Genomic DNA, 23,732 nt, shown 5'->3' with positions numbered 1-23,732 from the left:
AGATCCTACTCTTCCACAACGAACCTACTGCAATTAAAAAGTATAGAGGTCTTAACTCTATCCTATTTGAAAGAGTTTTAGACCTCTGATATTTTTGGTATAGCGGTTCTGGAAAGCGTGAAGGACAATTTTGACCTCACTTCCATTCCCCCCTCTTAAAAGGCTACGGTGTACACACAAGTCCTAAAAACCTAGCTTGATAAGACTTTTCTCGTTCCCAGTCTCCGACTGGAAATGCATTCATTGAGTCTCTGACTCAATGCCAGATTGGAGGCAGAGCCTCCACCAGGAGCATTCCCATGTAGAACATGGGAACGAGATAAAAACGAGATAAACGAGAGAAGAATGGAAAATCAAGCTTTTTTCGACTTGTGTGTACACCGTAGCTTTCCAAGGGGGGATTAAGGGGGGTAATTTGACTTGTGTATACACCGTAGCCTTAAAAAGGGGGGAACCGGAATCAAAGTCCCCCTTTTTAAGGGGGATTTAGGGGGATCTAAAACCTTTTGTTACCGACAAGAGGACTTTTAAAACATCCTCTTAGGTTTAGCTTTTATTTCACCTTATTTCCAGAACTTGTGAATGCAAACGCAGTCATTCCATTGGAGGGTGGTTGGATTAGAGCTTCAGCATCTTTAGAATCTGATTACCCTCTCGCTATGCCAGGAGAGAGTGTAACATACTTTCCTGAGATAAAATTTTTTGGGACTTGGGGTAATCGATTTGGACTTAGCATCACCAGTGGAGATAGTGGTACATGGTTTTTTCAATCTCTCAAGCCAGGTAATTATCAGTTCCGATTTATCTATAACAGTCCAAATGAAAAGGTAACAATATACGGTTCTGTAAGTAGAGATATGAGCTTAATAGAAGGTATTTGGACGGGTGAAGTATTAACTCCATTTGTGGAATTACATTTAGCCCAGCTTTGAAGTAAAACCTTGTCGCAGATCATCGCCTAAAAATTCCAGCTTATCTAATTATCTGATTCACAACAGATGCACTCTGAATACGCCATTTACCTCGTTGTCGAATCAAATCGTACCGAACTCGCAAATTATCGTTAGAAGAGGTTTTGAACTGACCATTTTCATATAACTGCGTCACTTCTCTAACCGTAGCTTCCACTGCGGCACGATCTGCAAATAAATCAATTCTCTCAACAGATTCCACCTTCAGACTATGCTCGTACTTCCGGTATCGGTTGTCTGACCTATCCTGTTGAGCAATCAGCCGCCATTGAGACAAAGCTGAACCAGTTAAAATCTGCTCTAAATTATTAATCTCATGATTCGGCCCTAAAGCTGCGGCTTTGGTAGATAGCCAAGTGCGAATCACTTCCTCTGCCGCTACATTTGTTAAAGACCCATCTAATACTTGTGGTTTATCATTTCGAGGAGGGATAAATACTGGTGGTTGATTTATTTCTACAAACAACCGTGAAATAGGTGAAGGTGGTTTGGGGAAAAACAGATTTTTTAACCATCCAAAAGTTGCTGTTGCTAATACCCCGAAAACTAATATACTCACTAAAGAAATAAACACTCTCCATACCAGCCGTGTTTTACCTTCGATGGTGTTAGGAAAAGTTCGCCGTCGCCGGGGACGACGAGAATGAGGACGATTATCTGGTAAACGCTCTCGGCTAGCAGATGGAGTAGGTTTTCTCCGCCTACGCTTTTGGTTATGACCGGGTGCAGCAGTCTTAGCTGAACCGTTCAAATGCTGATTAGAGCCTCTACTCATCCTTTCAGCAGCAGGAATCTCTGATTTTATACTTCCAGATGAATTCCAGATGGGTGGTGAGATATTTGAATATTCGGGTGTTTCTTTTGTTGGTGTTTCTGGCAAATCTAAGTCAGGTGTTCTGCTGTGATTAAATTGTGCTGAGGTCTTAGTTGAATTGTTGTGGAAATGGGGCTTATTTGTCTGGGTTTTGTGAAAATACTGGGGGTTAATTACAGCCCATTCATTAGTTGTTTCTGCATCCGTCGGCAGTGCTTCTAAATAAGCTTGTACCTGTTGGTTAGCAAAATAATCTTTTAGGAAAGCTTGCTGGTTCGCTAAATCTCGAAAATGGGGAAATACTTCGTGTTGCAACCACTGTTCTGCATATAGACACAGCCCTGGTAACAAATCTGGAGAGTCTTGAGATTTTTCCCGAATAAAAGCTAAAGCTTCGTACTCCTGACTAAGTTCTAAAACACGAGTCGCTTCTTCAGTTTGTCCCAAGAGTAATGCACATAGCGACTGTTCTAAATGTACATCTTGGCGTTTACCCAGACGGATGAGCATTTGCCTTGCTTGACGAATCAAAGCAGGTTGCCGTTGAGCAAATCCCCGCGCTATTAAGGCATAAACAGCCAAGTAAGTGGCAACAGCAGAATTGCGTTTGCTTTGGGCTTCAAATAACTTGTGCTGCTCTGCAACTGTTAAATGGTTGCGTAACTGCTGAATAAATCGCAGAAAATCATCTATGTTTAAACCAGAGTCATCATTGTTCGTGCCATCAATCCCGCCACGATCTTCTAAGAGGTTTTGTAATAATTCCAAGCCTTGGCTTCGTTCGGCAGTTTTTTCTTGAGGTAGTGCCAACAACTCCAAAATTCGATATGGTCGTAATTTGTAAAGATCCGCCTGAATTTCTGCCTGGACACTGGCGAACAATCCTTCGCGCACTAGCAGTTCTTGACCAGTTTCTAGGGATATAGCGGCATTTTCGTAGTGACCTTGCTGCCACTGTTCGCGACCTAATTCTAGACAAGCAAGGGCGACAGTGAGAACGACATCAGGATGTTCAGCACTTTCGTGTATTTCTTCGTCTGCTAAATTATTACCTTTTCTTGAACTTGTAGCACCGTTTTTATTTACTAGGTACGGACGACCTAGTTTCAATACAAGTTCGTATTCTCCTAACTCTTGCAAAATTAATAAAGCGCCAACTAATTCGTCTTGGGTAATTTCAATACCTAGACTCTGGGTGTCACTACCCCTTTTGGTGCTTTCTGGTGGACGATTTTCCAGTGCTACTGCGGCAGCAGCAAGGTTATCAGGGTCATAGGCGTGGGCAAGATAGAGATGATCGTAGGTACTGCGTTGTTTTGGATCTGATAAAACCACGTAAGCTTCTTCTATGAGTTGTTTACGAGAAGAAATTGCTGCATGAGAATACTCACGTCGCGGCAGTTGTACAATGCGATCGCTGTATGCCTGTCGCAATTGTTCTTCACTTGCCGCTAACGGTAGTCCTAAAATTCGGTAGTAATCTAGCGGAATTCGCACAGCCTACTTCCCCTGCACCGTGATCAACATAATTCACCTAGAGCTTTCCAGGCCTGTAAAACCGTGCCATTAAAAATGCCGTGTAGAATTTACTCTACAAGTGTATATTGCAATAACTTGTTTTGTACCTTCCCGAAATTTTGAGTCACATTCTAGTACTAATTTTTTGCTTTCGCCTAGAAAGCCTCAATTGTTTGTCTTAATTCTTAGTATTTTTGTTTAACACGACCATTATCAGCCTTCGATACCACAAACCACAACTACCGCTTTTAATCACGGCATAATTGTTGTGGTTGCAAGAATCTATTGATGATTGATTTTTTCGGGACTTTCTCAGTAAGCGGTAATAAAAATACTACTATTGAGAGTTGACCCTGATAACAGGAGAAGAAAATCATATCATAATTTACCTTCAATTACAATTACCTATTTGGGTATATAGACTTTTGCTTCCTTTTTTTTAAATTGTTAATGGATATGCAGAAAGCAATCTATCTTGATTGCTAGTCTATGGAGGGGAATGGTGAGAGAAAAACCCAAAGCGACATATATTGTCGTTAGAGTCAAATCCTCACGGGGCATGGGCTGAAAAGTTAAAAATCAAAAATTAAAAATTCAGCTGTTCCCTAAGACCCTTTTTTGGTGCATAAATAAAGTTTGATTGTTGAGTCTTACAAACGCTAGCCTGTTAAAAGCTGAGGTGTTATCAGACCAACTTATTTAAGACCGTAACTTTAAGTTGTACAACAGGGATACTCAAAAATAATGGTTCAAGAGCGTACTTTACCCACTTTTAATCCTGCTACTACGCACATTACTAAAGAAGAAGGGTTACGGTTGTATGAGGACATGGTACTAGGGCGCTTGTTTGAAGACAAGTGCGCTGAAATGTACTACAGGGGCAAAATGTTTGGTTTTGTCCATTTGTACAACGGTCAAGAAGCCGTTTGCAGTGGTGTTGTACAGTCAATGCGACCGGGTGAAGATTATGTTTGTAGTACCTACCGCGACCACGTTCATGCTCTGAGTGCGGGTGTACCAGCAAGAGAGGTAATGGCAGAATTATTTGGCAAAGCCACAGGTTGCAGCAAAGGGCGCGGTGGTTCCATGCACATGTTTTCTGCCGAACATCGTTTGCTTGGTGGCTATGCTTTTGTGGCTGAGGGAATTCCTGTAGCAGCTGGAGCGGCTTTTCAAAGCAAATATCGCCGCGAAGTGCTGGGAGATAAAAACGCTGACCAAGTGACAGCTTGCTTCTTTGGCGACGGTGCAGCTAACAATGGTCAGTTTTTTGAGACGCTAAATATGGCAGCTTTATGGAAACTACCAATTCTGTTTGTCGTCGAAAATAATAAGTGGGCCATTGGGATGTCTCACGAACGAGCCACTTCCCAGCCAGAGATTTATAAAAAAGCCAGTGTGTTTAACATGGTGGGCGTGGAAGTAGATGGAATGGATGTACTAGCAGTCCGAGCCGTGGCCCAAGAAGCTGTAGCCCGTGCCCGTGCAGGTGAAGGCCCAACATTAATTGAGGCACTTACATACCGCTTCCGGGGTCACTCCTTGGCAGACCCAGATGAAATGCGAAGCAAAGCGGAGAAAGAATTTTGGTTCGCCCGTGACCCAATTAAGAAGTTGGCAGCTTATTTGGTGGAGCAAAATCTGGCGGATGAGGGAGAAATCAAAGCAATTGATCGTAAAATTCAGGATGTAATCGACGAGGCAGTTAAATTCGCCGAAAGCAGCCCTGAACCAGACCCCAGTGAGTTATATCGTTTCGTGTTTGCAGAAGACGAGTAAATTTTGGGGACTGAGGACTGGGTACTGGGGACTGGGAAAGAGTTATTTTAATCCCTAGTCCCCAATCCCCAATCCCCAATCCCCAATCCCTAATCCCAGGACTAAAATTTGTGTTTAGCATTGCAGTTCAACAGCAACAGTACAAGACTTATATTCTTTCTGATGAAGCCGCTGGTTCTCAGTTGGAAGTCGTACCAGAACGCGGCGGTATCATCACCCGTTGGCGCATTCAAGGGCAAGAAATTTTCTATCTGGACACTGAACGCTTTACTCATCCTGATTTGAGTGTCAGAGGTGGAAATCCAATTTTATTTCCTATTTGTGGCAATCTACCAGAGAATACTTACACTCACAACGGGCAACAATATACTCTCAAACAACACGGTTTTGCTCGTGAATTGCCGTGGAAAGTAACAGAACAAGAAACTGGAGATAAAGCTTGTCTCACTGTTGTTCTTGATAGCAATGAGCAAACTAAGGCAGTTTATCCTTTTGATTTTCAACTGGCTTTCACCTATGAACTTCAAGGTAATACTCTAGAAGTCCGCCAGCAGTATAAAAACTTATCATCTACACCAATGCCTTTTTCGGCTGGTTTCCATCCTTACTTTTTGTGTGGTGATAAAACTCAGCTAGAGGTTGAAATTCCCTCTAAGCAGTATCAAGATAATCAAACTAAGGAAATTCACTCTTTTGACGGCAATTTTGACTTTAGTCGTGATGAAATTGATTTTGCCTTTGGACAGCTAACGAGTCAATCGGCTACTGCGATAGATCGCAGCCGGAAGTTAAAACTCACCTTGGATTATGATGATTTCTCTACCTACCTGGTATTTTGGACAGTCAAAAGCAAAGAATTCTACTGTCTAGAACCGTGGAGTGCCACCCGTAACTCCCTCAATACTGGTGATAACCTGACTGTGTTAGCACCAGGAGCTAGCCACACAGCATCTATAAGGTTGACTGCTAATTTTTTCTAAACCCCTTTACATATCTACAGATGTTTATGCTATGATGGCAAAGTTGCGAAATGCAGCGAAAGGGTCGCTAACTCAACGGTAGAGTACTCGGCTTTTAACCGATTAGTTCCGGGTTCGAATCCCGGGCGACCCATATATAAAGTTTAAGAAAAACTTGCCTCTGTTTTTGAGATGAAAGCAGAGGCAATTTTTGTGAATGCGATCGCTCTGGAGAATCAAAAATTTTTGGATGAGCGATCGCTGTTGGTGAAAATCAAAAAAAATTGCGGATTCATGGAAATTAACTAAGTTTGATTTTTAATCAGTCATTCTATGGAGAATTCAGTGCGGGTTGAAAGTGAATAAATGAGTCTGAACTTTTTAACTGGAAGTATAGCCGTAGTCATATAGGGTAGGACAGCGTTGATTGCTCAATCAGAATTCCCTTCTGCCTTTCTTGATAATTCGCCTCGCAGAACAGTTACCGCTTGTCCGGCGAGAAAGACGCGATCGCCGCCGTCATAATACACCTTCACCACCCCACCGCGCTTGGATGCCTGATAAGCCAATAGCTCATTTTTGTGCAAGCGATCGCGCCAGAAGGGAGCGAGACAGCAATGAGTCGCCCCAGTTACAGGGTCTTCATCAATCCCTAAACCCGGTGCAAATAAGCGAGAGACGAAATCATATTGAGAATCAGGGTTGGTGAGGCTGGTGACAATGATTTCAGAAATAGGCAACGTTTTTAGTATTTGGAAATTTGGCCGAATTTGCCGTACCAAATCTTCAGATGCTAATTCCACTAAATAGCCAAAGGAATTTAAGAAAACAGATTTGTAAGGTACACCCAAAGCAGCCTTGAGTTCTCGCGGGGCGACTGTTTCTTGTGAGTGATTCACAGGAAAATCTAACTCAATCCAGTCACCTTGCAACTTAGCAATCAGCACTCCACTTTTAGTGTAGAAACGTGCAACTTCATTCTGTGATAAATACCCCTCTGACCAAAGCACATGGGCACTAGCTAAAGTTGCATGACCACAAAGCGGTACTTCCACCGTGGGCGTAAACCAACGTAGATTAAAACCATCATCCTGTTTAACTAGAAAAGCCGTCTCTGATAAATTCATCTCCTGCGCCACATTCTGCATCCAGCCTTCATCTTGGGGAGTAGGCAAAACACAAACAGCAGCAGGATTACCTGCAAAAGGTGTATTGGTAAAAGCATCAACCTGAGTAATGGTTTGTCCCATTAGAGTCACCTTGAAAGTTAGACAGTAATACATTTATCAGCAATGCGTTAAAGATTTATGCCGACCGTTGCAATTCTTCTGAGGCTGCGGATCATTCCTAGGGGCGTACAGCCGTGTTACATCCAAACGAGAACCGCCATATACAAGACCTCTTGCAAAAGTGCTTTTTGCAAGAGGGGGAAAAGGGTAAAGGTTAAAGGGGAAGGGGGCAATACAGAACTTTTTACCCTTCCCCCTTTCCCCCGCCCCTTATCCCCAGAGGGGGCCCCACCTTCCTTTCAAGGGTAGGTATTTAAAAATCAGGCAGTAGAGAGGGTGATTTGAGAGACATGGAGTTGTGGAGTCAAGGAAGGCCAAGGTTCAGGGAAAAAGCTACCTTGAGGTAGGGGAAGACGATTAAGAACGGCAGCCTTAATCACTAAAAATCCACGACGGAAACATGAGAGACAACGATGGAAGACACTATTTTTCAAATTGCGTCGTGCAACGTGGGTTTGTGGTAATTCGTCTAAACTACTAATAGGCAAATTGGCATCAATAGCACCTCCAACACTAACCTGCCATAAAGTAGCGATTGCGATCGCTAACCAATGTCTCTCGGCTCGTTTGGTATCTGTCATTTTAGTTTGATGCCAAGCAAAACCACCTCTTTTACCGTCTTTAAATAGACATTCAATCCAAGAGCGCATCGAATACCAACAAGCATCCGCAACTTCGGGTTGTAAATCGGTGAGAATTAACCAAGGTTCGGCATAGCCCTCGTCATGACGGGCTAACAATGTACATTCAATCGGGTTACTTTTGAAACAAGTTACCAATGACTCAAATGACTGACCAACTTCTCGAACAAGAGTATTTAGAGGTAGCCAAGAAACAGTACCTTTAATTTGAAACTGCCCCTGAAGGTTAATCCGCATAAAAGGATGCCAACCACAGTTCAAGATTTGTTGATACAACCACTCAGCATAAAGCCCTCTATCTGTGGTGACAATTACAAACCAATCTGGTGGTACAGTTTTGTCTATATGGCGAAATAATTCTTCCCAGTGAGGTTTCCAACTTCCAGGAATGGTAGCTTCAACTATTTTCCAGGCAATTGGAATTCCACAGCCACGGTAAACAATGCTAATTGCTAATACAGTAAAGCGATCGCTTAAAGTTGAAGCATCTGCTGCCAATGCTAGACGTTTTTCACCTTTAGGCCAAAGACTTAGAATCCAAGATAGTAGTGGACTAAAACAAGATGTCACATCCAATGAAGTTCGACCAGTTTTTGTTTTATCTTCTGCGTCTCGATACCATTCCCGCAGTTGCTGACGTATAGTATTCTCCTTTTTACCCAGTAGTTCTGCTAAAAATACTGAAACCGTTGTCAGTCCACTTGATTGGGTCATTACTATCCCAAAAGTCCACATTGCCAGTACAACAGCTTGAGGTTTTGTGAGATTTGGCATTTTTTCAATTACTTTTCTAGTCCATTCTCTTAATTCCTCGCTTTTTCCTACTTGCATTCACCCTCCTGCACCCGTAGTAATTCTGCTGATAAAAGCTAGATAGTATTTTACCTGCAAAAATACGCCTTTATTAAATACCTACCCTTGAAAGGCCCCACCTTCCCCTTTTCCCGACTTATGCAAGAAGTCTACAGTACCTTATAAATTAGGAATAGAATCTCCAAAAACTGGGATCAATGTCAAAGCAAAAGGGAAACATGACGATAAAAATCTTTAGAAGCATCTTTGTTGCTGTCAACTTGGCGTTAATTTCTGGAGGATTAGTTAGTTGTGCTATTGAAGTACCGCAGCCACTTGCTCCAACTGAGCAACAAAAACCAGTCCTACAACCTAACCAGAATGACGAAGATGACGACGACAAAGATAGCGATCGCAAGAATAATGATCGCAAAAACGATCAAGACGATGACGACGATAAAGACGATAACGACTAAATAAAGGCAAAACTATCACCTTTATCCTTTTCTTTGAGTTTCCATTTATGCTGATCCAACCAACTTCTACTTCCCTTGTCGATACTTTACGTCGCCGTCGGCAACAACTAGCCAACCTCATTAATTTTCCAGTAATTCTGTGGTCAGGTAATAACAGTCCGCGCAACTTTCCTGCAAATCCCTTTCCATTCCGTGCTAGCAGTCATTTTCTCTATTTTGCCGGATTGCCATTATCAAAGGCGGCAATTCGTCTAGAAGCGGGCAAGCTAGAACTATTTATCGATGATCCTTCACCCAGCAGCGCCCTTTGGCATGGAGAAATGCCAAGCCGTGAGGAAATAGCCCTGCATATTGGGGCAGATGTGGCCCGACCAATGGCAGAATTAGAGTCTTGGGTAGAAGATGCTGCCACACTTGCCGTACAAGATGCAACCACTTGGACGCAGCAATCGCAGCTATTAAATAGATGGGTTTTACCACAAAGTCCTCCCCAAGGAATTGACTTGGAGTTAGCTAAGGCGATCGTTTCTCTCCGTCTCACCCACGATGAAGCTGCATTAACCCAGTTACGAAAAGCTGCGGCTGTCACTGTTGAGGCCCACAAAGCTGGGATGGCAGCAACACCTAAAGCCAAGCTAGAAGCAGAAGTTCGTGCAGCAATGGAAGGGGTTATTATTGCCCACAATATGACTACTTCCTACAACAGTATTGTTACTGTTCACGGTGAAGTTTTGCATAACGAGCAGTATCACCACCCTCTACAACCAGGTGACTTACTGCTTGCCGATGTTGGTGCTGAAACTGAGATGGGTTGGGCAGGTGATGTAACTCGCACATGGCCAGTTTCCGGTAAGTTTTCATCTACCCAGAGAGATATTTATAATGTCGTATTAGCAGCCCATGATGCTTGTATTGCCAAAATACACCCTGGTGTAGAGTATGGGGATATTCATTTGCTAGCTGCTACGGTTATAGCTGAAGGTTTAGTAGAGTTAGGCATTTTACAAGGAAATCCCCAAGATTTAGTAGAGATGGATGCCCACGCGCTGTTTTTCCCTCATGGTATCGGTCATCTACTGGGTTTAGATGTCCATGATATGGAAGATTTGGGTGATTTAGCAGGGTATGAAGAGGGACGTGAAAGGAGCGATCGCTTTGGTTTAGGCTACCTTCGTTTAAATCGTCCCCTGCATCCAGGAATGTTAGTCACAATTGAACCTGGTTTTTATCAAGTACCAGCAATTTTAAATGATGCCAATGTCCGTTCAAAATATCAGAATGTGGTGAATTGGCAGCGTTTATCTGAATTTGCTGATGTGCGTGGAATCCGCATCGAAGATGATGTTTTAGTTACGACAGAAGGTAGCGAAGTTTTAACAGATGCATTGCCAAACGATGCTGATACTGTAGAGAATCTAGTTAATGGTTGAATTTACGCTAAATGTTACCCCACCCTAACCCTCCCCTTGCAAAGGGGAGGGAACCGGAGATCCAATTTTCTGCCTTTGCAAGGGAACGGGAGATCCGATTTCCCCCCTTTATAAGGGGGGCTAGGGGGGATCGAATTCTATGCAGCTTCATAAAGAATTGGTATAACATCCTATGCTTACTCTTCAACTCAGCCAAATTCGAGTTCCACCAGGGCAAAGAATAATACTGGAAAATGTGAGTTGGCAAGTATTTGAAGCAATTCTCCACGAGTTAGGAGAACATCGCGGGAGTCGAGTAGCATACAGCCAAGGAACGTTAGAAATTATGGCTCCATTACCAGAACATGAGCGATATAAGGTAATCATCAGAGACTTGGTGAAAGCTTTGTTAGATGAACTCAATCTGAATTGGGAGTCTTTAGGTTCAACTACCTTTAAGCGAAAAGATATAAGTGCAGGTATCGAACCTGATGATTGTTTTTATATTCAAAACTACAAGCTAATGATTGGGAAAGACAAGATCGACCTAACTGTTGACCCTCCTCCTGATTTGGCGATTGAAATTGATGTCACCTCTAAAACCCAAATTAGTACCTACGAAGCGTTAAGAGTACCTGAAATTTGGCGATATGAAAACAAAAACCTAGAAATTAGCTTGCTGCAAGGTGAACAATATATGAAGTCTCTCATTAGCCCCATATTTCCTACTTTTATTATCACAGAACTCATTCCCCGGTTTGTGGAAATGGCACGAACTACAGGAATGAGTTCAGCACTTAGAGTATTTCGACAATCGGTAATAGAATTCGCGGGTATATGACAAACTCTCGTCCACTAAAGTAAAATCAAGGTTTTGCCTGGGTAGACGCGATTTCTAACCGTCAAATTAAAGGCATTCCGCGCTTTACTTAAAGAAGGGGAATTAGTATAGAGTAATTGTGACCGAATTTAATTTACAAATCCAAGAAAATAGCGATGGCTTTGCCAACGCCAAGGGCGAACGCTTATCAACTCCACTTGAGGATGCTTTACCTAGCTTGCTTCCCCTTCAGAGTACGATACACTGCGTCAATACCAAAGGCGATCGCCTTGACCGTTTCCTTTCTCAAGAATTACCTGACTTATCCCGTTCTCGCATCCAACAGTTAATCGAACATGGTAACGTCCAACTTAATGATCGAGTTTGCACATCTAAGAAGATCAACGTCAAGCTAGGCGATCGCATCACTCTGGAAATACCAGAAGCACAACCCCTAGAACTGCTAGCAGAAGATATCCCTTTAGATATTCTCTACGAAGACGACCAGTTACTTATTCTCAACAAACCCGCAGGCTTAGTTGTCCATCCAGCACCCGGTCATCCAGATGGCACTTTGGTAAATGCTTTATTGGCTCACTGTCCCAATTTACCAGGAATTGGCGGAGTTCAGCGTCCAGGAATCGTCCATCGATTGGATAAGGATACAACGGGAGCGATCATGATCGCTAAAACAGATATTGCCCATCATCACCTACAAGCACAACTCAAAGCTAAAACTGCACGGCGAGAATACTTGGGCGTAGTTTACGGTGCGCCAAAAACTGAAAGTGGCACTATAGATTTGCCCATTGGTCGCCATCCCCAAGACCGCAAGAAAATGGCAATTATACCCGTTGAACAAGGCGGACGATCTGCCGTCACTCATTGGCAAATACTAGAACGCCTTGGTAACTTCACCTTGATTCACTTTCAATTAGAAACTGGACGTACTCATCAAATTCGTGTCCACAGCAGCAAAATGGGTCATCCAATTGTCGGCGATCGAGTTTATAGTTCTGGTCATTCAGTGGGAGTAAATTTGCCCGGTCAAGCACTACACGCTTGGCGACTAAAATTACAGCATCCTCTGTCTGGGGAGTTGATTGAGGTGACAGCGACTCCTCCCGCTCACTTTACAAAACTTTTGGAGATGTTAAAAAGACGAACTGTACTTTAAGCTCATCCCACACCTAAAACTAGCCTCATTTTAAAGACATCAAACATTGTTGAAGAAGAATTCAGAAGCCGGAATCGGCTAAACGCCCCGCTACAGCTAACAGGAGTCAGAATGAATGAGTGGGGGATTCAGACACCCATTTATTCAGACACGACGCTCGAATACTCGCTAACGCTACGCTATCGCAGACTCGCTAACGCTGCGAAGCACCGCCAGTCGCACAAAAAACATTGCTGAGTTCTGGCTCCTGACTCCTGAATTCTGTATAAAAAACCATATCCAATGCCCAATGCCCAATGCCCGATTCCCATTAACAACTAGCGTGCATCAGACATGGGATAGAGTCTGTTTCATTTAGTTATATCTAAATAAAACTCCTACATAACCCAAGACTCATGCACGCTATAAAATTATCAAAGCGATGTACTAGCAGCCGCCGACCAAAAATCGTTACTTAATTCCAGTCAGCTGGCGATAAGGTACAGACTTTTCGATATCGATGTTGAATGACGAGATCCTTTGTGGCGCATTGCCAGTTGCATTGACACTTTGTGCCATAGACAGGAATAGAGCTGGATCGCCAGCTTTGGGCTTTTGCTCTTGTGGAAGGAATCTGCGTACTTCGACCTGCCAAATGATTTGGGGGAAACCAAGTTTGGTACGGTGGTAATCTTCGTATCGTGGTGATTTGATGTTGAATGGCAACTCACCCTGAGATTGAGATGGCAGTATCCGACGGCGCTGATAAGGCACTGTGGAGTATCCAAAATTGCTCAGGTACTCTTCAGTGTTGAGCACTTCATCAATAAAGCCTACAATCCCCTTGGTAGCGACTACAATTGACCAAGCGATTTTTTCCCGCTCGCTGTATGGATCGCGTCCTAGAACTCGCTGAATTACTTGCTCAACAAAACGATAATTATTGTTGAGGTCGTAGAAGCTTTTCTTAAAGGTATTGGAAAGCACTAACCCACGAATAAAGTCTCGTACTGTAATTTGTCCATTACGGAGTTGAGACTCTAAATATGTTTCGCGATCGGCAGCAAAGGCATAGAAGAAAATTTGACGATATGCTGCTTCTATCAGATCGCCTAAATCTGACGGAGAAAGTATATTGTCGGTAGTAAAAATCCTGGGCTGTTCATCACCAGGTACTTCATATGCAGCTACACGCTGGTTTTGACTTGAAGGGTTATATTCTAACAGAGGAAGTGGCACTCTAAAGCCTCCATGTTCTTAATTAAAGTTAACAACTTTTAATCACATATTAAGGGAGTAGTTGGATCAGAACTTCAGATTCTGATAAAATTTCACGAAACTTAACTAAGGGTGATTTCAGTATTTGTAGGAGAAAATGATTAGCCTGCTGGATTTAACCCATAGCTAATTAATAAAGAGAGTGGGGCTTCCAGCTTAATGGCTACGTAAATTACTCAAAAAACTTTGTTCACATATTTTAGATTAGAAGATTCAGTTTCACCTTTTTGAATTGAAGCAATAACTTTTAACATTTAGCAAAAGAAATTAATGGCTAATTGGGGATTGGGAATTGGTTATTCTCCTCTGCTCCCCTGCTCCCCTGCCTCCTTCAACGACCTATCCAAAATTCCAAGGGATCTATGGTTGATTTACAGTAAGGCCAGCTACGCAAAGTTGCTTCCATCCCTACCTCCCAGTAGGGTGGTTCCAATCCCAGTCCTAAACATAGATGAGATAGGATGGTAGCAAACTGCTCGTTGTGACCAAAGTCTCCTAGATGGGCATGGGCGTATTCATGGACGACTACACCAAACCAGTCTTGAGGTGCAACTCGACCGACATCTACCAAAATGGTGGTTGGGTTTGTGAGAATGTTGCACAGCCCATCTATGCCGAAGGATTGAGCTATGGGTACTGCAAAAATTTGGATGTGGCGACGCTCTTGGGGATGAAAGCACTCATGACAAACTTCTAGATAGGCATTTATCTGAGCGTTTACGGTGTTAATATTTTCACCGATCCAAGTGCAAATGGGAATGCGATCGCGCAGGTTATCAAACACATCCACCATACCCGGTTCTAGGGCAAGTCCCTGTACCAGACGCAGGTAATCTTGCCCACGAGTAAAAGCATCACTCTGCTTGAGATAATTCACCAGCCCAAAACTGAATAAAACTGTCTTTTTTCCAGAACATCCGGCCCTTGTTTTTCTGTTACTTCTGCTGTGCTGGAAACCTCAACAGAATTATCAATGCGGGTTTCAGAACAAAACGATGCTGTACTGAAGCCGCCAAATCGTTTGACTGTACTGGTTCGCAGTCGCATATTTGGGCTGGCAAACCAGAATCGCTCAATGGAACTCATTGTTTCGTATTCGGTTGTCAGCACCAGTCCATCTTCATCATCCATGTGAAAAAGACCGACTACAGGCACTATTTCGGCGTAACCTCTTTCGCGGAGTAATTTGCCTTGCCTTGGGTTATCGCCATCAGGCACGATCGCAAATATGGTTTTCCCCTGATGATTTTCCTCACCCTCTCTATCCCATGCCATAGTGCCTAGCCAACGCACACGTGACCCACCTATTGAAAGGCTGGGGTCAATCTCATGATACTGGCACAGTTCAATGATTTCTGGATGATCGGCATCTAGAGTTTCTACCTGTATATCTGATTCTCCCGTCTCTGAACGCTTGAAGGCTAGATGATGAGTTGCACGTTGCGATCGCCACTTACCAGCACTTAGCTGAAAAAATTCCATTGCGTCTATCAATCTTCTGACTCCTACTTATTACTCCTGCGGATGATGTTTTCCTTGTTCTTTCTTTTTACAGTTGTTGGTATATAAACATTCTAAACATTACAGCCATTCGCGGTCAGCTTCAATAAACTCCCTACAAAGGGAGAGGCAGACGTGTCGTTGTGTAATTGTAAACTTTTATGAGGTCTATTTCTTATAGCTTGACAATGTAGACGTTTTAATATCTCAGTGCTAGACTATTAGCAAGCAATGTCGATGACAGCTTGCGCCTTCACACTAGCGGTAACAACAAATACCCTTCGTTCCAGTCAATCCGAGGAGTGAATGATGGACTTCCCAATCGAACTAACTTTAGAGCAACAGTTTCGCTTACAAAATTTGAAAGACCAGGTGAAAAATTTGAGTCAAGAAGAGGCTCAGGATTTTTTGTTAGAAGTCTTACGGCAGATGATGGTAAAAGATAATTTGGTCAAACATCTGCTCAAACAAGCTTGATCAATTAAAAAATAAAATTTTTTCCTTAAGACTTACGCAGTGGCAGAGTTCCATTGAAACGCGTAAGTCTTAATTTTTTGGGAATTGGGCATGGGGCATGGGGCATTGGGCATTGGGCATTGGGCATTGGGCATTGGGCATTGGGCATGGGGCATTGGAAAGAGACTCTATGGGCAGGGTTTCTTAGCAGAGAGTAAAACTCTTCTCCCTTGCTCCCTGCTTCCCTACTACTGATTCTCTAGTCCCCATGCCCATGCCCCATGCCCCATGCCCCATGCCCCAATCCCAAATTAAATATTACAGATTATTACTTTGTCTCTCATAGTAAAGACTAGGGTACTATTGATCCCCTATGTTTTTGTTTGGCTACTCACAGTTAATCTGATCGAGAACACGCCAAAAATAATATCCGCCATTTGTGAATATTAAGGAGAACTCATGGTTCTTGATGCTTTTTCCAGAGCTGTAATTGCGGCTGATGCCAAAACCGCTCCTATCGGTGGTGCTGACTTGGCAGCCCTTAAGTCTTTCATCGCTGAAGGCAACAAGCGCCTTGATGCAGTGAATGCGATCGCCAGCAACGCTAGCTGTGCGGTTTCTGATGCCATTGCAGGGATTGCTTGTGAAAACACAGGCTTGATTCAATCTGGTGGTAACTTGTACCCCACCCGTCGCATGGCTGCTTGCCTACGTGATGCTGAAATCGTTCTGCGCTACGTAACTTATGCGCTATTGGCTGGCGATTCTTCCGTATTGGATGATCGTGCTTTGAACGGTCTGAAAGAAACCTACACAGCTTTGGGCGTACCCACCGGATCTTCTGTACGCGCTTTCCAAATCCTGAAGGCTATTAGCGTCGCTCACATCACCAACACCAACACTGAAGCTAACGCTGGCAAAAAGTTCCGCAAACTGGACACTCCTCAAGGCGACTGCTCTGCTCTAGCTGCTGAAGCTGCTAGCTACTTCGATCGCGTTATTTCTGCTCTGAGCTAATTGCTAATCGCTAACGCCTAAAGCCTATTAGTCAAGCCAACTGAAATAAAAACTCGATCAAATCTAATCTGGAGTATAAAAAGCAATGAAATCAGTTATCACTACGGTTATTGGAGCTGCTGATGCAGCAGGTCGTTTCCCAACCTCCTCTGATCTAGAATCAGTTCAAGGTAGCATTCAACGTGCTAGTGCTCGTCTAGAAGCTGCTGAAAAGCTAGCTGCTGGTATCGATAACGTAGCTAAGGAAGCTTATGATGCTGCCTTCAAGAAATATCCTTACCTCACCCAAGAAGGTGAAGCTGGCGCTACCCAAGTCAAGAAAGACAAGTGCCTCCGCGACATCAAGCACTACCTACGCTTGATCAACTACAGCTTAGTTGTGGGCGGTACTGGTCCTCTAGACGAATGGGGTATTGCAGGTGCTCGTGAAGTGTATCGCTCTTTGGGTCTACCCACAGCTCCTTACGTTACCGCGATGACTTATACTCGCGATCGCGCTTGCTCTCCTCGTGACATGTCTCCTCAAGCATTGGTTGAGTTCCGCGCCCTCCTCGACTATGTAATCAACTCCCTGTCATAGTGACACGGATTGACTAGACGAGCGATAGTCATACTCTAAAACTTAGGGACTCTCAGTCTGTTGCTTTGCCTGTATCTGGTTGAGTGACTGACCAAGAGTCCCTCAGTTGTTACTAATTCGTAATTCGTAATGACGCTCCTACGTCGCTAACGCTGCGCTAACGTAATTCGTAATTCATGATTGAATTTGGGGGATTTAGACAGGAAAATTTGATTTTATGACAATAGATTCTCTATTTGAACAGTTAAAACACCCCAACCCCAATCTGCGGGAACGGGCTATGTGGGAACTAGCTGATGTCCGTGATGAAAATACCATTCCTCGGCTGATGGGTATTTTGGATGAGGAAGATGTGACTTACCGTCGAGCGGCGGTAAAGGCATTGGGTGCTATTGGTACGGACGCTGTACCGCTACTGGTAGAGTCATTAGTAAATAGCGATAATGCCACCATTCGGGGTAGCTGTGCTAAAGCTCTGGCACAGGTTGCTGCTAACCATCCCGATGTTCCTTTCCCGGCTGAGGGCTTACAGGGATTAAAAACAGCGCTCAATGACCAAAATCCTGTTGTTTATATTGCATCAGTGATGGCGCTGGGTGAAATTGGTTCTCCTGCTTTTGAGGTTTTGACTGAAGCTTTGAAAACAATAGATAACGTTGCAATGGCTGTAGCGATCGTCAATGCACTCGGTTCGATGGGTGATATCCGAGCAGTGGAAGTGTTGACAGCATTGACAAATGATGAATCTATTGAACCGTATGTTAGAGAGTCCGCAGTCAGTGCTTTGCCCCGATTAGATCAGGTGATTAAGTATAAAAGAGAATAGCGATCGCTCTTAAATATAACTACCTTTGTCAATCCTAATAGAGCGGATACATTAGATGAACAGACTAGGTGTCACCTTGAAGTAATCTCCGAGTGCCTTAGCTTGTGCCTTACTAATCGACCGCTTACCGTTCACAACTTCAGATACCACGCCGCTCGATCCGATGATGCCCACCAAGTCAGCTTGACAAGTATCACTGGCTTCCATAATGTGCTGGAGAATTTCATGCGGTGCAGATTCATCCATTGGATAGTTCTGTACCTCATACGCTTCAATCAGCGTTACTATCAGCTTATGCAGAGCTTGTTCTTCTGGAGTCCGGTTCTTGCAAAACGTTAGGCGCTCTGCCACAGCTAAAGCACGATCATACTCCTCTTCCGTTTCAATTACCTTGGGAGCAACTTCAGCTAGCAGACTACTATAAGCAGCTTGGTCAAAAGTAAGGGTCATTTTTCCATTTACCTTTGTCGTATTCAGCGTGAGTTAGAAAGTATTTGTAATAAACCGTTTGGTTTTCGTAGTCAATACCGACAATCAGGCGATAGTCATTACCTTTGATATTAAAGACTGTAAAATTTCCAACCGCTTCAGCATCCCGATAAATCTTACGAACTTCCTCCAAGTTTTGCCATTCCACCTTCTTGACGGTTGCGTACCAGTCGTCAATTTGCTTTTTGACATCGGGGTATTGGGCAGCATCAATGCGGAGATTCCGAATCGCAATCAGATGCATTCGTCTCTAACTTCTCTAGCTATATTCATCAATCAACGAAAAACTAGTTGCTGCTTAAATACTCTCAAAATGAGAGGAAGATGTCAAGTTGTAAATGTGCATCGATTTATTCCCAAGCATCCTCCTCTAACTGTCTCTCAATTTGAGAAATCGCCAACTTGATCACTGCCTGAACCCCCGCTTCTTTTTCCTCAGTTAATGCAGCTTGCAGTGGTTCTAAAGCAGTGCGATCGCCAATCTTCATCAATGCTAAAGCCGCAGCTTTTCGAGTTTCCCAATCGGCATGATGCAGTAACTCAACCAGATTAGGAATTGCTGGTTGATAGGCTAGGCTGCCTAAAGCAGATGCAGCTTCACACCGCACGATTAAGGATGAATCAGTGAGAGCGTTCACCAGAATGTGAAATGCTCCTTCTTCAGCGCCTTCTTGAGCAATTTTAGCGATCGCGCCTACCACCGCAGCCCGAACTTCAGCCGAGTCTGAGTTAATCTCCCGATATAAATGCTCCTTTGCTTCTGACCCAATAAATCCCAACGCCCATACCGCATGACCTTTGGCACTTTCTGGATACTCGGTTGACGCTAAGATTTTCAGCAATGCTGGCACCGCTGCTTCGCCTATTTTGGCAAGCCCCCCCACCGCCGAGGTTTTAACCACCGTATCTTCATCATTTAAAAGAGCGTTGACCAAAGTGGGAACTGCGATCGGGTCAGCGATGAGTGTCAGAGTTTTAGCACTGGCTCTCCGCACAACTGGGTTTGGATGATTTGCCACAGCTTCCATCAATAAAGGGGTCGCAGGTTTACCGATTTTACCCAATGCCTCTGCGAAACTCAACCTAACCATACCCCGTGAATCCCCCATACTCTCAACCATCCGCTGTATTAGCTCTTGGTCATCTGGGTTGAAGGTGTTTAAGCTTAATTGCTCACTCACCGCTGCAAATAAAGCATCAGTTTCTGCATGGGACAGACTTAACGAATCAGCCCCGGATTGAGTTTCGGAGTTGAGCATATAACTTATAGCTAAATTATTAAAATGAATTACTAGTTGCTGACACTCAGGGCAGCCTGTTGATTACGAAGTTCCTGGAGAGCAGAATCAATCTTGGTAAGCTCAGGCTCTAGTTTTGCCATGACGTTTACTCTCATTAATTTAGCCCGTTTTGCTGTTTCCGTAGTTTCTTGGATTAGACGTTCCCGATATTGCTCAAGTTCTGCAATGACTTCTGCTACATCTTGGGCGGTTACGTTATTGGTTGTTGTAAATTCTGAGGTTTCATCCATAAGTTTTGTTTCCTAAATGCGTGTTTATATGAATGATGTGTTTTTAGTGTTCCAAAGAATGTTTGTATTTGCTTATTCGCTAAAGACCAGTAATTAGCTGTTACATAAAACTGAACAATTGGCAAGAGGCAACTAACTAATAGCTGACAAATGCATATATTCCGATCTTCTCAGATCGAGTTACCACTGGTAAAGCTTTTTTACGGAATTCTTCAAAAGTTGAACCCAACTACAGCTTTTGCTCCAAGTTCTGATAAGTATTTTAAGTAAGTCGGTGAGAAAAATTCAATGTATATGAAGAAATATAAATTAGTAAGATGTGTTAATGCCGTAGGCTAACGCACCTGAGATTGTTGACGGTGCGTTGCGCTCTGCGACAAAACACCCTACTTGGCAAGGGTGGACAGCAATAGCTGGGGGGTGAATTATATGCAGCTTCACAAAGAAACGGTATAACTAATTCCTAATTTGCACTAAGAATTCAATTACGAATTACGAATTACGAATTACGAATTATTTTAAGAGGTTTCCTCAAGTGGAAAAATATCTCCTCGTAAGTAGGACTCAAAGTTCTTCTTAAAATATTGAATGCTTGTCACATTCGGTTCATCACTTTCTGTTGGCGTGAATTCATAAATTGGGACTTTTTCCCTCACCAACTTGACCAAGCTAGGATGAAGCTGTTCAAAAGAATCTACTCTAAAGATTGTGGTTTCAAATCTTAATTTAGCTGGATGAGCATATCCTAACTTCATCCACGGCAACCAAGGACAGTCCCTCGCCCACTTAGCAGGAGGGACATCAGTTGCATCGGGTCGGCAAGTATTTGAGATAAAGTACTCAATTCCCTTAAACTTTTCTCCAGGGCAATAGTCTGAATATTTGCTATCTCCTGCTAAGGGATGCGGGTATTCTAAAGGAATTTCCATGACAGAGGTAATATATCCGCTGCCTTTGGGTATGAGAAATTTCTTTGGTTTAACTGAGCCTTGGACAATCCGGTTAGCAATGTGTACTACTGGTACTGCTTGACTTGCTGTTGGTGACTTCCAAAAGTGCAGAATTTCTTGCGTATCTGGGTCACAAAATAAACCCAACTCTCTATTGATGCGATACCCGACTTCGCCATACTCAGGATCGGGCTTGAGAAATACTTTGGTAGCATTCATCCCAATAATAGAGAATAATTTTTCCTTTGACTTGTCTGGTGTTTCTTGCCACCAAATTTCCCCAGACCAGTTGTAATAAAGCTGTAACCCATGATTTTTTCTGTAAAAATCGAGGTTGTTAAATTCGTAGTCATCTAAATAATCACTCATACCGCATTTTCTCTAGTCTGAAAATCTAAAATGCCTTTCTGGAGATAGTTCCAGCGCTCAGAGCTTTTATCCCTATTGACCCTTGATGAATAGTACCTACAATTATACGTATACAATCATTGCTTTCATGAAATCGGCGTTGACTAAAAACGCATAACCTATGTCTATCAAGACTTTCGGCAATATCTACTCAGATGAGTTAATTACAGCCACGGAGTTGAATCGTCAGCCTGGGCGGGTTCTGGACAAAGCTTTAGAACGTCCAGTGACAATTACTCGCAATGATCAGTCTTTTGCTTTGTTACGCCGGGAGGAAATGACTTTTCTTATAAAGGCAGCAACACAGAGTAAAGCTGTTTTTGAAGCATTAACCGTCGCCTTTTCTTTGTTACTTGGAAAAGAAATCGGCTTTGAACATCCTTATGGATGGCTCAGTTTCTTTGAAAAAGATGATCTGCAAGACTTTATCAAAGAACTAAGTGAGGCTTTTCGATTGATAGATTCATCTCCCATAGCATGGGAGATGATTGACGCTCTCATTCATGAATGGCACGAGAGCGCCATTGCGATCGCTAGTCCTGAACTGTGCCGAAACTGATGAAGTGCTATTAAAGTTGCCACCTGCTCAGAGTGTTGTGTGAATGAGTTTCCAGTCCCCAATCCCCAGTACGATAATAAACGTGACCTCTGAGCAATTATCCAAGAGCCATTTATAGACCAATGGATAAACGTTTTTTTAAAATGTTTGGGTTAACAGAAGAACAAGCGATCGCAATTATCGATACTCCATTAGAACAACTCGAAGACGCTTCTGATAAGTATATTGCTGTTTCCCATTTAATTAACTTCCCCACAGAGCAATCGATCGCGGCTTTGGTACGGGCGATTGAAACCAGTAACCCTGATGAGTTAGACCACCGGATTGTTCGACGCAAGGCTGTGGAAAGTCTGGGGCGATTGCAGGCTGAATCAGCTTTACCTGTAATTCGGCAGTGCCTTAAAGATGATGATATTTATACTGTTGAAAATACTGTGTGGGCGATCGGGGAAATCGGCACTAAAGAGCCAGAAATCCTCGAAGAGGTGGCACAACTACTGGATAAACCAGGCCAAATCTATCGAGTGATTATTCATACTCTAGCTAATGCTGACTATCAGCCGTCTCTCGAACGTGTACGGAAATTTACTCAAGTTGAGGATGAACCTACCCGTAGCGCAGCGATCGCTACAGTTTGTCGTTTCACGGGTGACTACTCCCAAATTACTGAGGTGATGACGCTGCTGCAAAGTTCCAGCGTCAATGCACGACGGGGTTGTATTCAAGACCTGATTGATTCACGTTATTACAAAGCCATCCCGGAAATTGCCCGTTGTCCTGTATCTCTGGTGTTCCGGCTGCGAGGATTGCGGATGCTTTTGGATGCAGGTGTTCCCAGTGGTGAAATCACTTTTGCAGAAATTCAACCTTACTTAGAGCAAGTACTCTACGATCATCCCAACGATCTTGATTTAGTACACGAGTATGATGCTACCCCTGTGCTAGATTTTGTGATTAACGAACTCTACGAAACCGATTTTGGACGCTGCTATTTAGCCACAAAAACCTTACTGGATATCTATGCACAAGAAGCACCCCAAGCACTTTTAGTTACTTATGGGGATAAGGCATATAACGACTATGGCGCTCATTATCATGTGATGAAACTTTTCGGCTGGCTAAAATATGCTGGCGCTTACGATTTATTAATAGAAAACCTGCACAACCGCGAACCCCAGTTTCAGAAATCTCGTGCAGCGTGTGCGATCGCTCTTGGTGAATTGGGTGATTCACGAGCGATTCCTGAACTCAAAATTTGCCTAAATACGCCAATCTGGGATTTGAAATACGCTTGTTTATTGGCGCTAGACCGCTTAGGAGACTCGTCTGGTCGGGAAATTTGTACTGGCGATCGTGATTGGTTAATTAGGGCGAAAGCGACGAGTAATTAACTCATCCCCCGGCTTCAAGCCGGGGGATTTCGAGTCATTGGTCATTAGTCATTGGTTATTGGTGCTAATGACTAATGACTAAATCGGCGGGCGGCTCTCTCTCCATTGGTGTCAACTTTAAGC

24 protein-coding genes and 1 tRNA gene are annotated in these 23,732 nt (G+C 43.4%); 14 read left to right on the top strand and 11 right to left on the bottom strand.

Going from position 1 to position 23,732, the window contains the following annotated elements; all coding sequences use genetic code 11:
- Positions 1-578: 578 nt before the first annotated feature.
- Positions 579-932, top strand: coding sequence for a hypothetical protein (locus tag RRG12_RS34980; protein ID WP_420762380.1), 354 nt, complete (start codon positions 579-581; stop codon positions 930-932).
- A gap of 40 nt (positions 933-972) precedes the next feature.
- On the opposite strand, the gene RRG12_RS34975 is transcribed toward RRG12_RS34980, so the two are convergent.
- Entirely contained in the window at positions 973-3,282 is a 2,310-nt protein-coding gene (locus RRG12_RS34975) for an IMS domain-containing protein (RefSeq protein WP_420762379.1), read from the bottom strand.
- A gap of 765 nt (positions 3,283-4,047) precedes the next feature.
- On the opposite strand from RRG12_RS34975, the gene pdhA reads away from it, so the two are divergent.
- The 3 genes from pdhA to RRG12_RS34960 all read left to right on the top strand — a co-directional run bounded on the left by pdhA (position 4,048) and on the right by RRG12_RS34960 (position 6,195).
- On the top strand, positions 4,048-5,082 hold the full coding sequence (pdhA, locus tag RRG12_RS34970) for a pyruvate dehydrogenase (acetyl-transferring) E1 component subunit alpha (protein WP_069072716.1): 1,035 nt from the start codon (positions 4,048-4,050) through the stop codon (positions 5,080-5,082).
- A gap of 110 nt (positions 5,083-5,192) precedes the next feature.
- Entirely contained in the window at positions 5,193-6,062 is an 870-nt protein-coding gene (locus RRG12_RS34965) for an aldose epimerase (RefSeq protein WP_420762378.1), read from the top strand.
- A gap of 61 nt (positions 6,063-6,123) precedes the next feature.
- Positions 6,124-6,195, top strand: a tRNA-Lys gene (locus tag RRG12_RS34960).
- A gap of 277 nt (positions 6,196-6,472) precedes the next feature.
- On the opposite strand, the gene RRG12_RS34955 is transcribed toward RRG12_RS34960, so the two are convergent.
- Entirely contained in the window at positions 6,473-7,291 is an 819-nt protein-coding gene (locus RRG12_RS34955) for a PhzF family phenazine biosynthesis protein (RefSeq protein ID WP_069072718.1), read from the bottom strand.
- Between the two features lie 299 nt (positions 7,292-7,590).
- On the bottom strand, positions 7,591-8,802 hold the full coding sequence (locus tag RRG12_RS34950; RefSeq protein WP_420758009.1) for an endonuclease: 1,212 nt from the start codon (positions 8,800-8,802) through the stop codon (positions 7,591-7,593).
- 200 nt (positions 8,803-9,002) lie between these two features.
- Here RRG12_RS34950 and RRG12_RS34945 point away from each other — a divergent pair, with 200 nt between their 5' ends.
- The 4 genes from RRG12_RS34945 (at position 9,003) to RRG12_RS34930 (ending at position 12,645) form a co-directional block, all read left to right on the top strand.
- Entirely contained in the window at positions 9,003-9,239 is a 237-nt protein-coding gene (locus RRG12_RS34945; RefSeq protein WP_084227277.1) for a hypothetical protein, read from the top strand.
- Positions 9,240-9,286: 47 nt separating this feature from the next.
- The gene (locus tag RRG12_RS34940) at positions 9,287-10,669 is read left to right on the top strand and encodes an aminopeptidase P family protein (protein ID WP_420762377.1); all 1,383 of its coding nucleotides are present in this window, start codon (positions 9,287-9,289) and stop codon (positions 10,667-10,669) included.
- A gap of 172 nt (positions 10,670-10,841) precedes the next feature.
- On the top strand, positions 10,842-11,489 hold the full coding sequence (locus RRG12_RS34935; protein ID WP_420762376.1) for a Uma2 family endonuclease: 648 nt from the start codon (positions 10,842-10,844) through the stop codon (positions 11,487-11,489).
- Positions 11,490-11,727: 238 nt separating this feature from the next.
- Positions 11,728-12,645: an RluA family pseudouridine synthase gene (locus RRG12_RS34930; RefSeq protein WP_420762381.1), complete on the top strand. Its 918-nt coding sequence runs from the start codon at positions 11,728-11,730 to the stop codon at positions 12,643-12,645.
- Between the two features lie 450 nt (positions 12,646-13,095).
- On the opposite strand, the gene RRG12_RS34925 is transcribed toward RRG12_RS34930, so the two are convergent.
- The 3 genes from RRG12_RS34925 to RRG12_RS34915 all read right to left on the bottom strand — a co-directional run bounded on the left by RRG12_RS34925 (position 13,096) and on the right by RRG12_RS34915 (position 15,393).
- On the bottom strand, positions 13,096-13,863 hold the full coding sequence (locus RRG12_RS34925; protein ID WP_069074024.1) for a phycobilisome rod-core linker polypeptide: 768 nt from the start codon (positions 13,861-13,863) through the stop codon (positions 13,096-13,098).
- A 370-nt stretch (positions 13,864-14,233) separates the two neighbouring features.
- Positions 14,234-14,779, bottom strand: coding sequence for a hypothetical protein (locus tag RRG12_RS34920; RefSeq protein WP_420762375.1), 546 nt, complete (start codon positions 14,777-14,779; stop codon positions 14,234-14,236).
- A complete protein-coding gene (locus tag RRG12_RS34915) occupies positions 14,776-15,393 on the bottom strand; it encodes a phycobiliprotein lyase (RefSeq protein ID WP_069074026.1) in 618 nt (205 codons plus the stop codon). The genes RRG12_RS34920 and RRG12_RS34915 overlap by 4 nt, the downstream gene beginning before the upstream one ends.
- Positions 15,394-15,711: 318 nt before the next feature.
- Here RRG12_RS34915 and RRG12_RS34910 point away from each other — a divergent pair, with 318 nt between their 5' ends.
- From RRG12_RS34910 to RRG12_RS34895, 4 genes are all read left to right on the top strand, one after another.
- Entirely contained in the window at positions 15,712-15,879 is a 168-nt protein-coding gene (locus RRG12_RS34910; RefSeq protein WP_069074022.1) for an NblA/ycf18 family protein, read from the top strand.
- Positions 15,880-16,317: 438 nt separating this feature from the next.
- Positions 16,318-16,875, top strand: a complete 558-nt coding sequence (locus tag RRG12_RS34905; RefSeq protein ID WP_181931967.1) for a bleomycin hydrolase — start codon at positions 16,318-16,320, stop codon at positions 16,873-16,875.
- Between the two features lie 85 nt (positions 16,876-16,960).
- Entirely contained in the window at positions 16,961-17,455 is a 495-nt protein-coding gene (locus tag RRG12_RS34900) for a bleomycin hydrolase (RefSeq protein WP_069074020.1), read from the top strand.
- Positions 17,456-17,672: 217 nt separating this feature from the next.
- Positions 17,673-18,281 (top strand): HEAT repeat domain-containing protein, encoded by a 609-nt coding sequence (locus tag RRG12_RS34895; RefSeq protein WP_420762374.1) that lies wholly within the window; start codon positions 17,673-17,675, stop codon positions 18,279-18,281.
- Positions 18,282-18,332: 51 nt separating this feature from the next.
- On the opposite strand, the gene RRG12_RS34890 is transcribed toward RRG12_RS34895, so the two are convergent.
- The 5 genes from RRG12_RS34890 to RRG12_RS34870 form a co-directional block, all read right to left on the bottom strand.
- The gene (locus tag RRG12_RS34890; protein ID WP_069074018.1) at positions 18,333-18,731 is read right to left on the bottom strand and encodes a helix-turn-helix domain-containing protein; all 399 of its coding nucleotides are present in this window, start codon (positions 18,729-18,731) and stop codon (positions 18,333-18,335) included.
- Positions 18,715-19,014 (bottom strand): type II toxin-antitoxin system HigB family toxin, encoded by a 300-nt coding sequence (locus tag RRG12_RS34885; protein ID WP_069074017.1) that lies wholly within the window; start codon positions 19,012-19,014, stop codon positions 18,715-18,717. The genes RRG12_RS34890 and RRG12_RS34885 overlap by 17 nt, the downstream gene beginning before the upstream one ends.
- Positions 19,015-19,120: 106 nt before the next feature.
- On the bottom strand, positions 19,121-20,029 hold the full coding sequence (locus tag RRG12_RS34880) for a HEAT repeat domain-containing protein (RefSeq protein WP_420762373.1): 909 nt from the start codon (positions 20,027-20,029) through the stop codon (positions 19,121-19,123).
- A gap of 32 nt (positions 20,030-20,061) precedes the next feature.
- Positions 20,062-20,301: a hypothetical protein gene (locus RRG12_RS34875; protein ID WP_181931972.1), complete on the bottom strand. Its 240-nt coding sequence runs from the start codon at positions 20,299-20,301 to the stop codon at positions 20,062-20,064.
- Between the two features lie 518 nt (positions 20,302-20,819).
- The gene (locus tag RRG12_RS34870; protein ID WP_420762372.1) at positions 20,820-21,620 is read right to left on the bottom strand and encodes a DUF1838 family protein; all 801 of its coding nucleotides are present in this window, start codon (positions 21,618-21,620) and stop codon (positions 20,820-20,822) included.
- 160 nt (positions 21,621-21,780) lie between these two features.
- On the opposite strand from RRG12_RS34870, the gene RRG12_RS34865 reads away from it, so the two are divergent.
- Together RRG12_RS34865 and RRG12_RS34860 are read left to right on the top strand one after the other, a co-directional pair.
- Entirely contained in the window at positions 21,781-22,218 is a 438-nt protein-coding gene (locus RRG12_RS34865) for a hypothetical protein (protein WP_420762371.1), read from the top strand.
- Between the two features lie 122 nt (positions 22,219-22,340).
- Positions 22,341-23,609 (top strand): HEAT repeat domain-containing protein, encoded by a 1,269-nt coding sequence (locus RRG12_RS34860; RefSeq protein WP_420762370.1) that lies wholly within the window; start codon positions 22,341-22,343, stop codon positions 23,607-23,609.
- Positions 23,610-23,732: the final 123 nt, after the last annotated feature.

The sequence above is a fragment of the Nostoc sp. CALU 546 genome (assembly GCF_048836525.1).
This window is presented reverse-complemented; position numbering and strand designations above follow the sequence as displayed.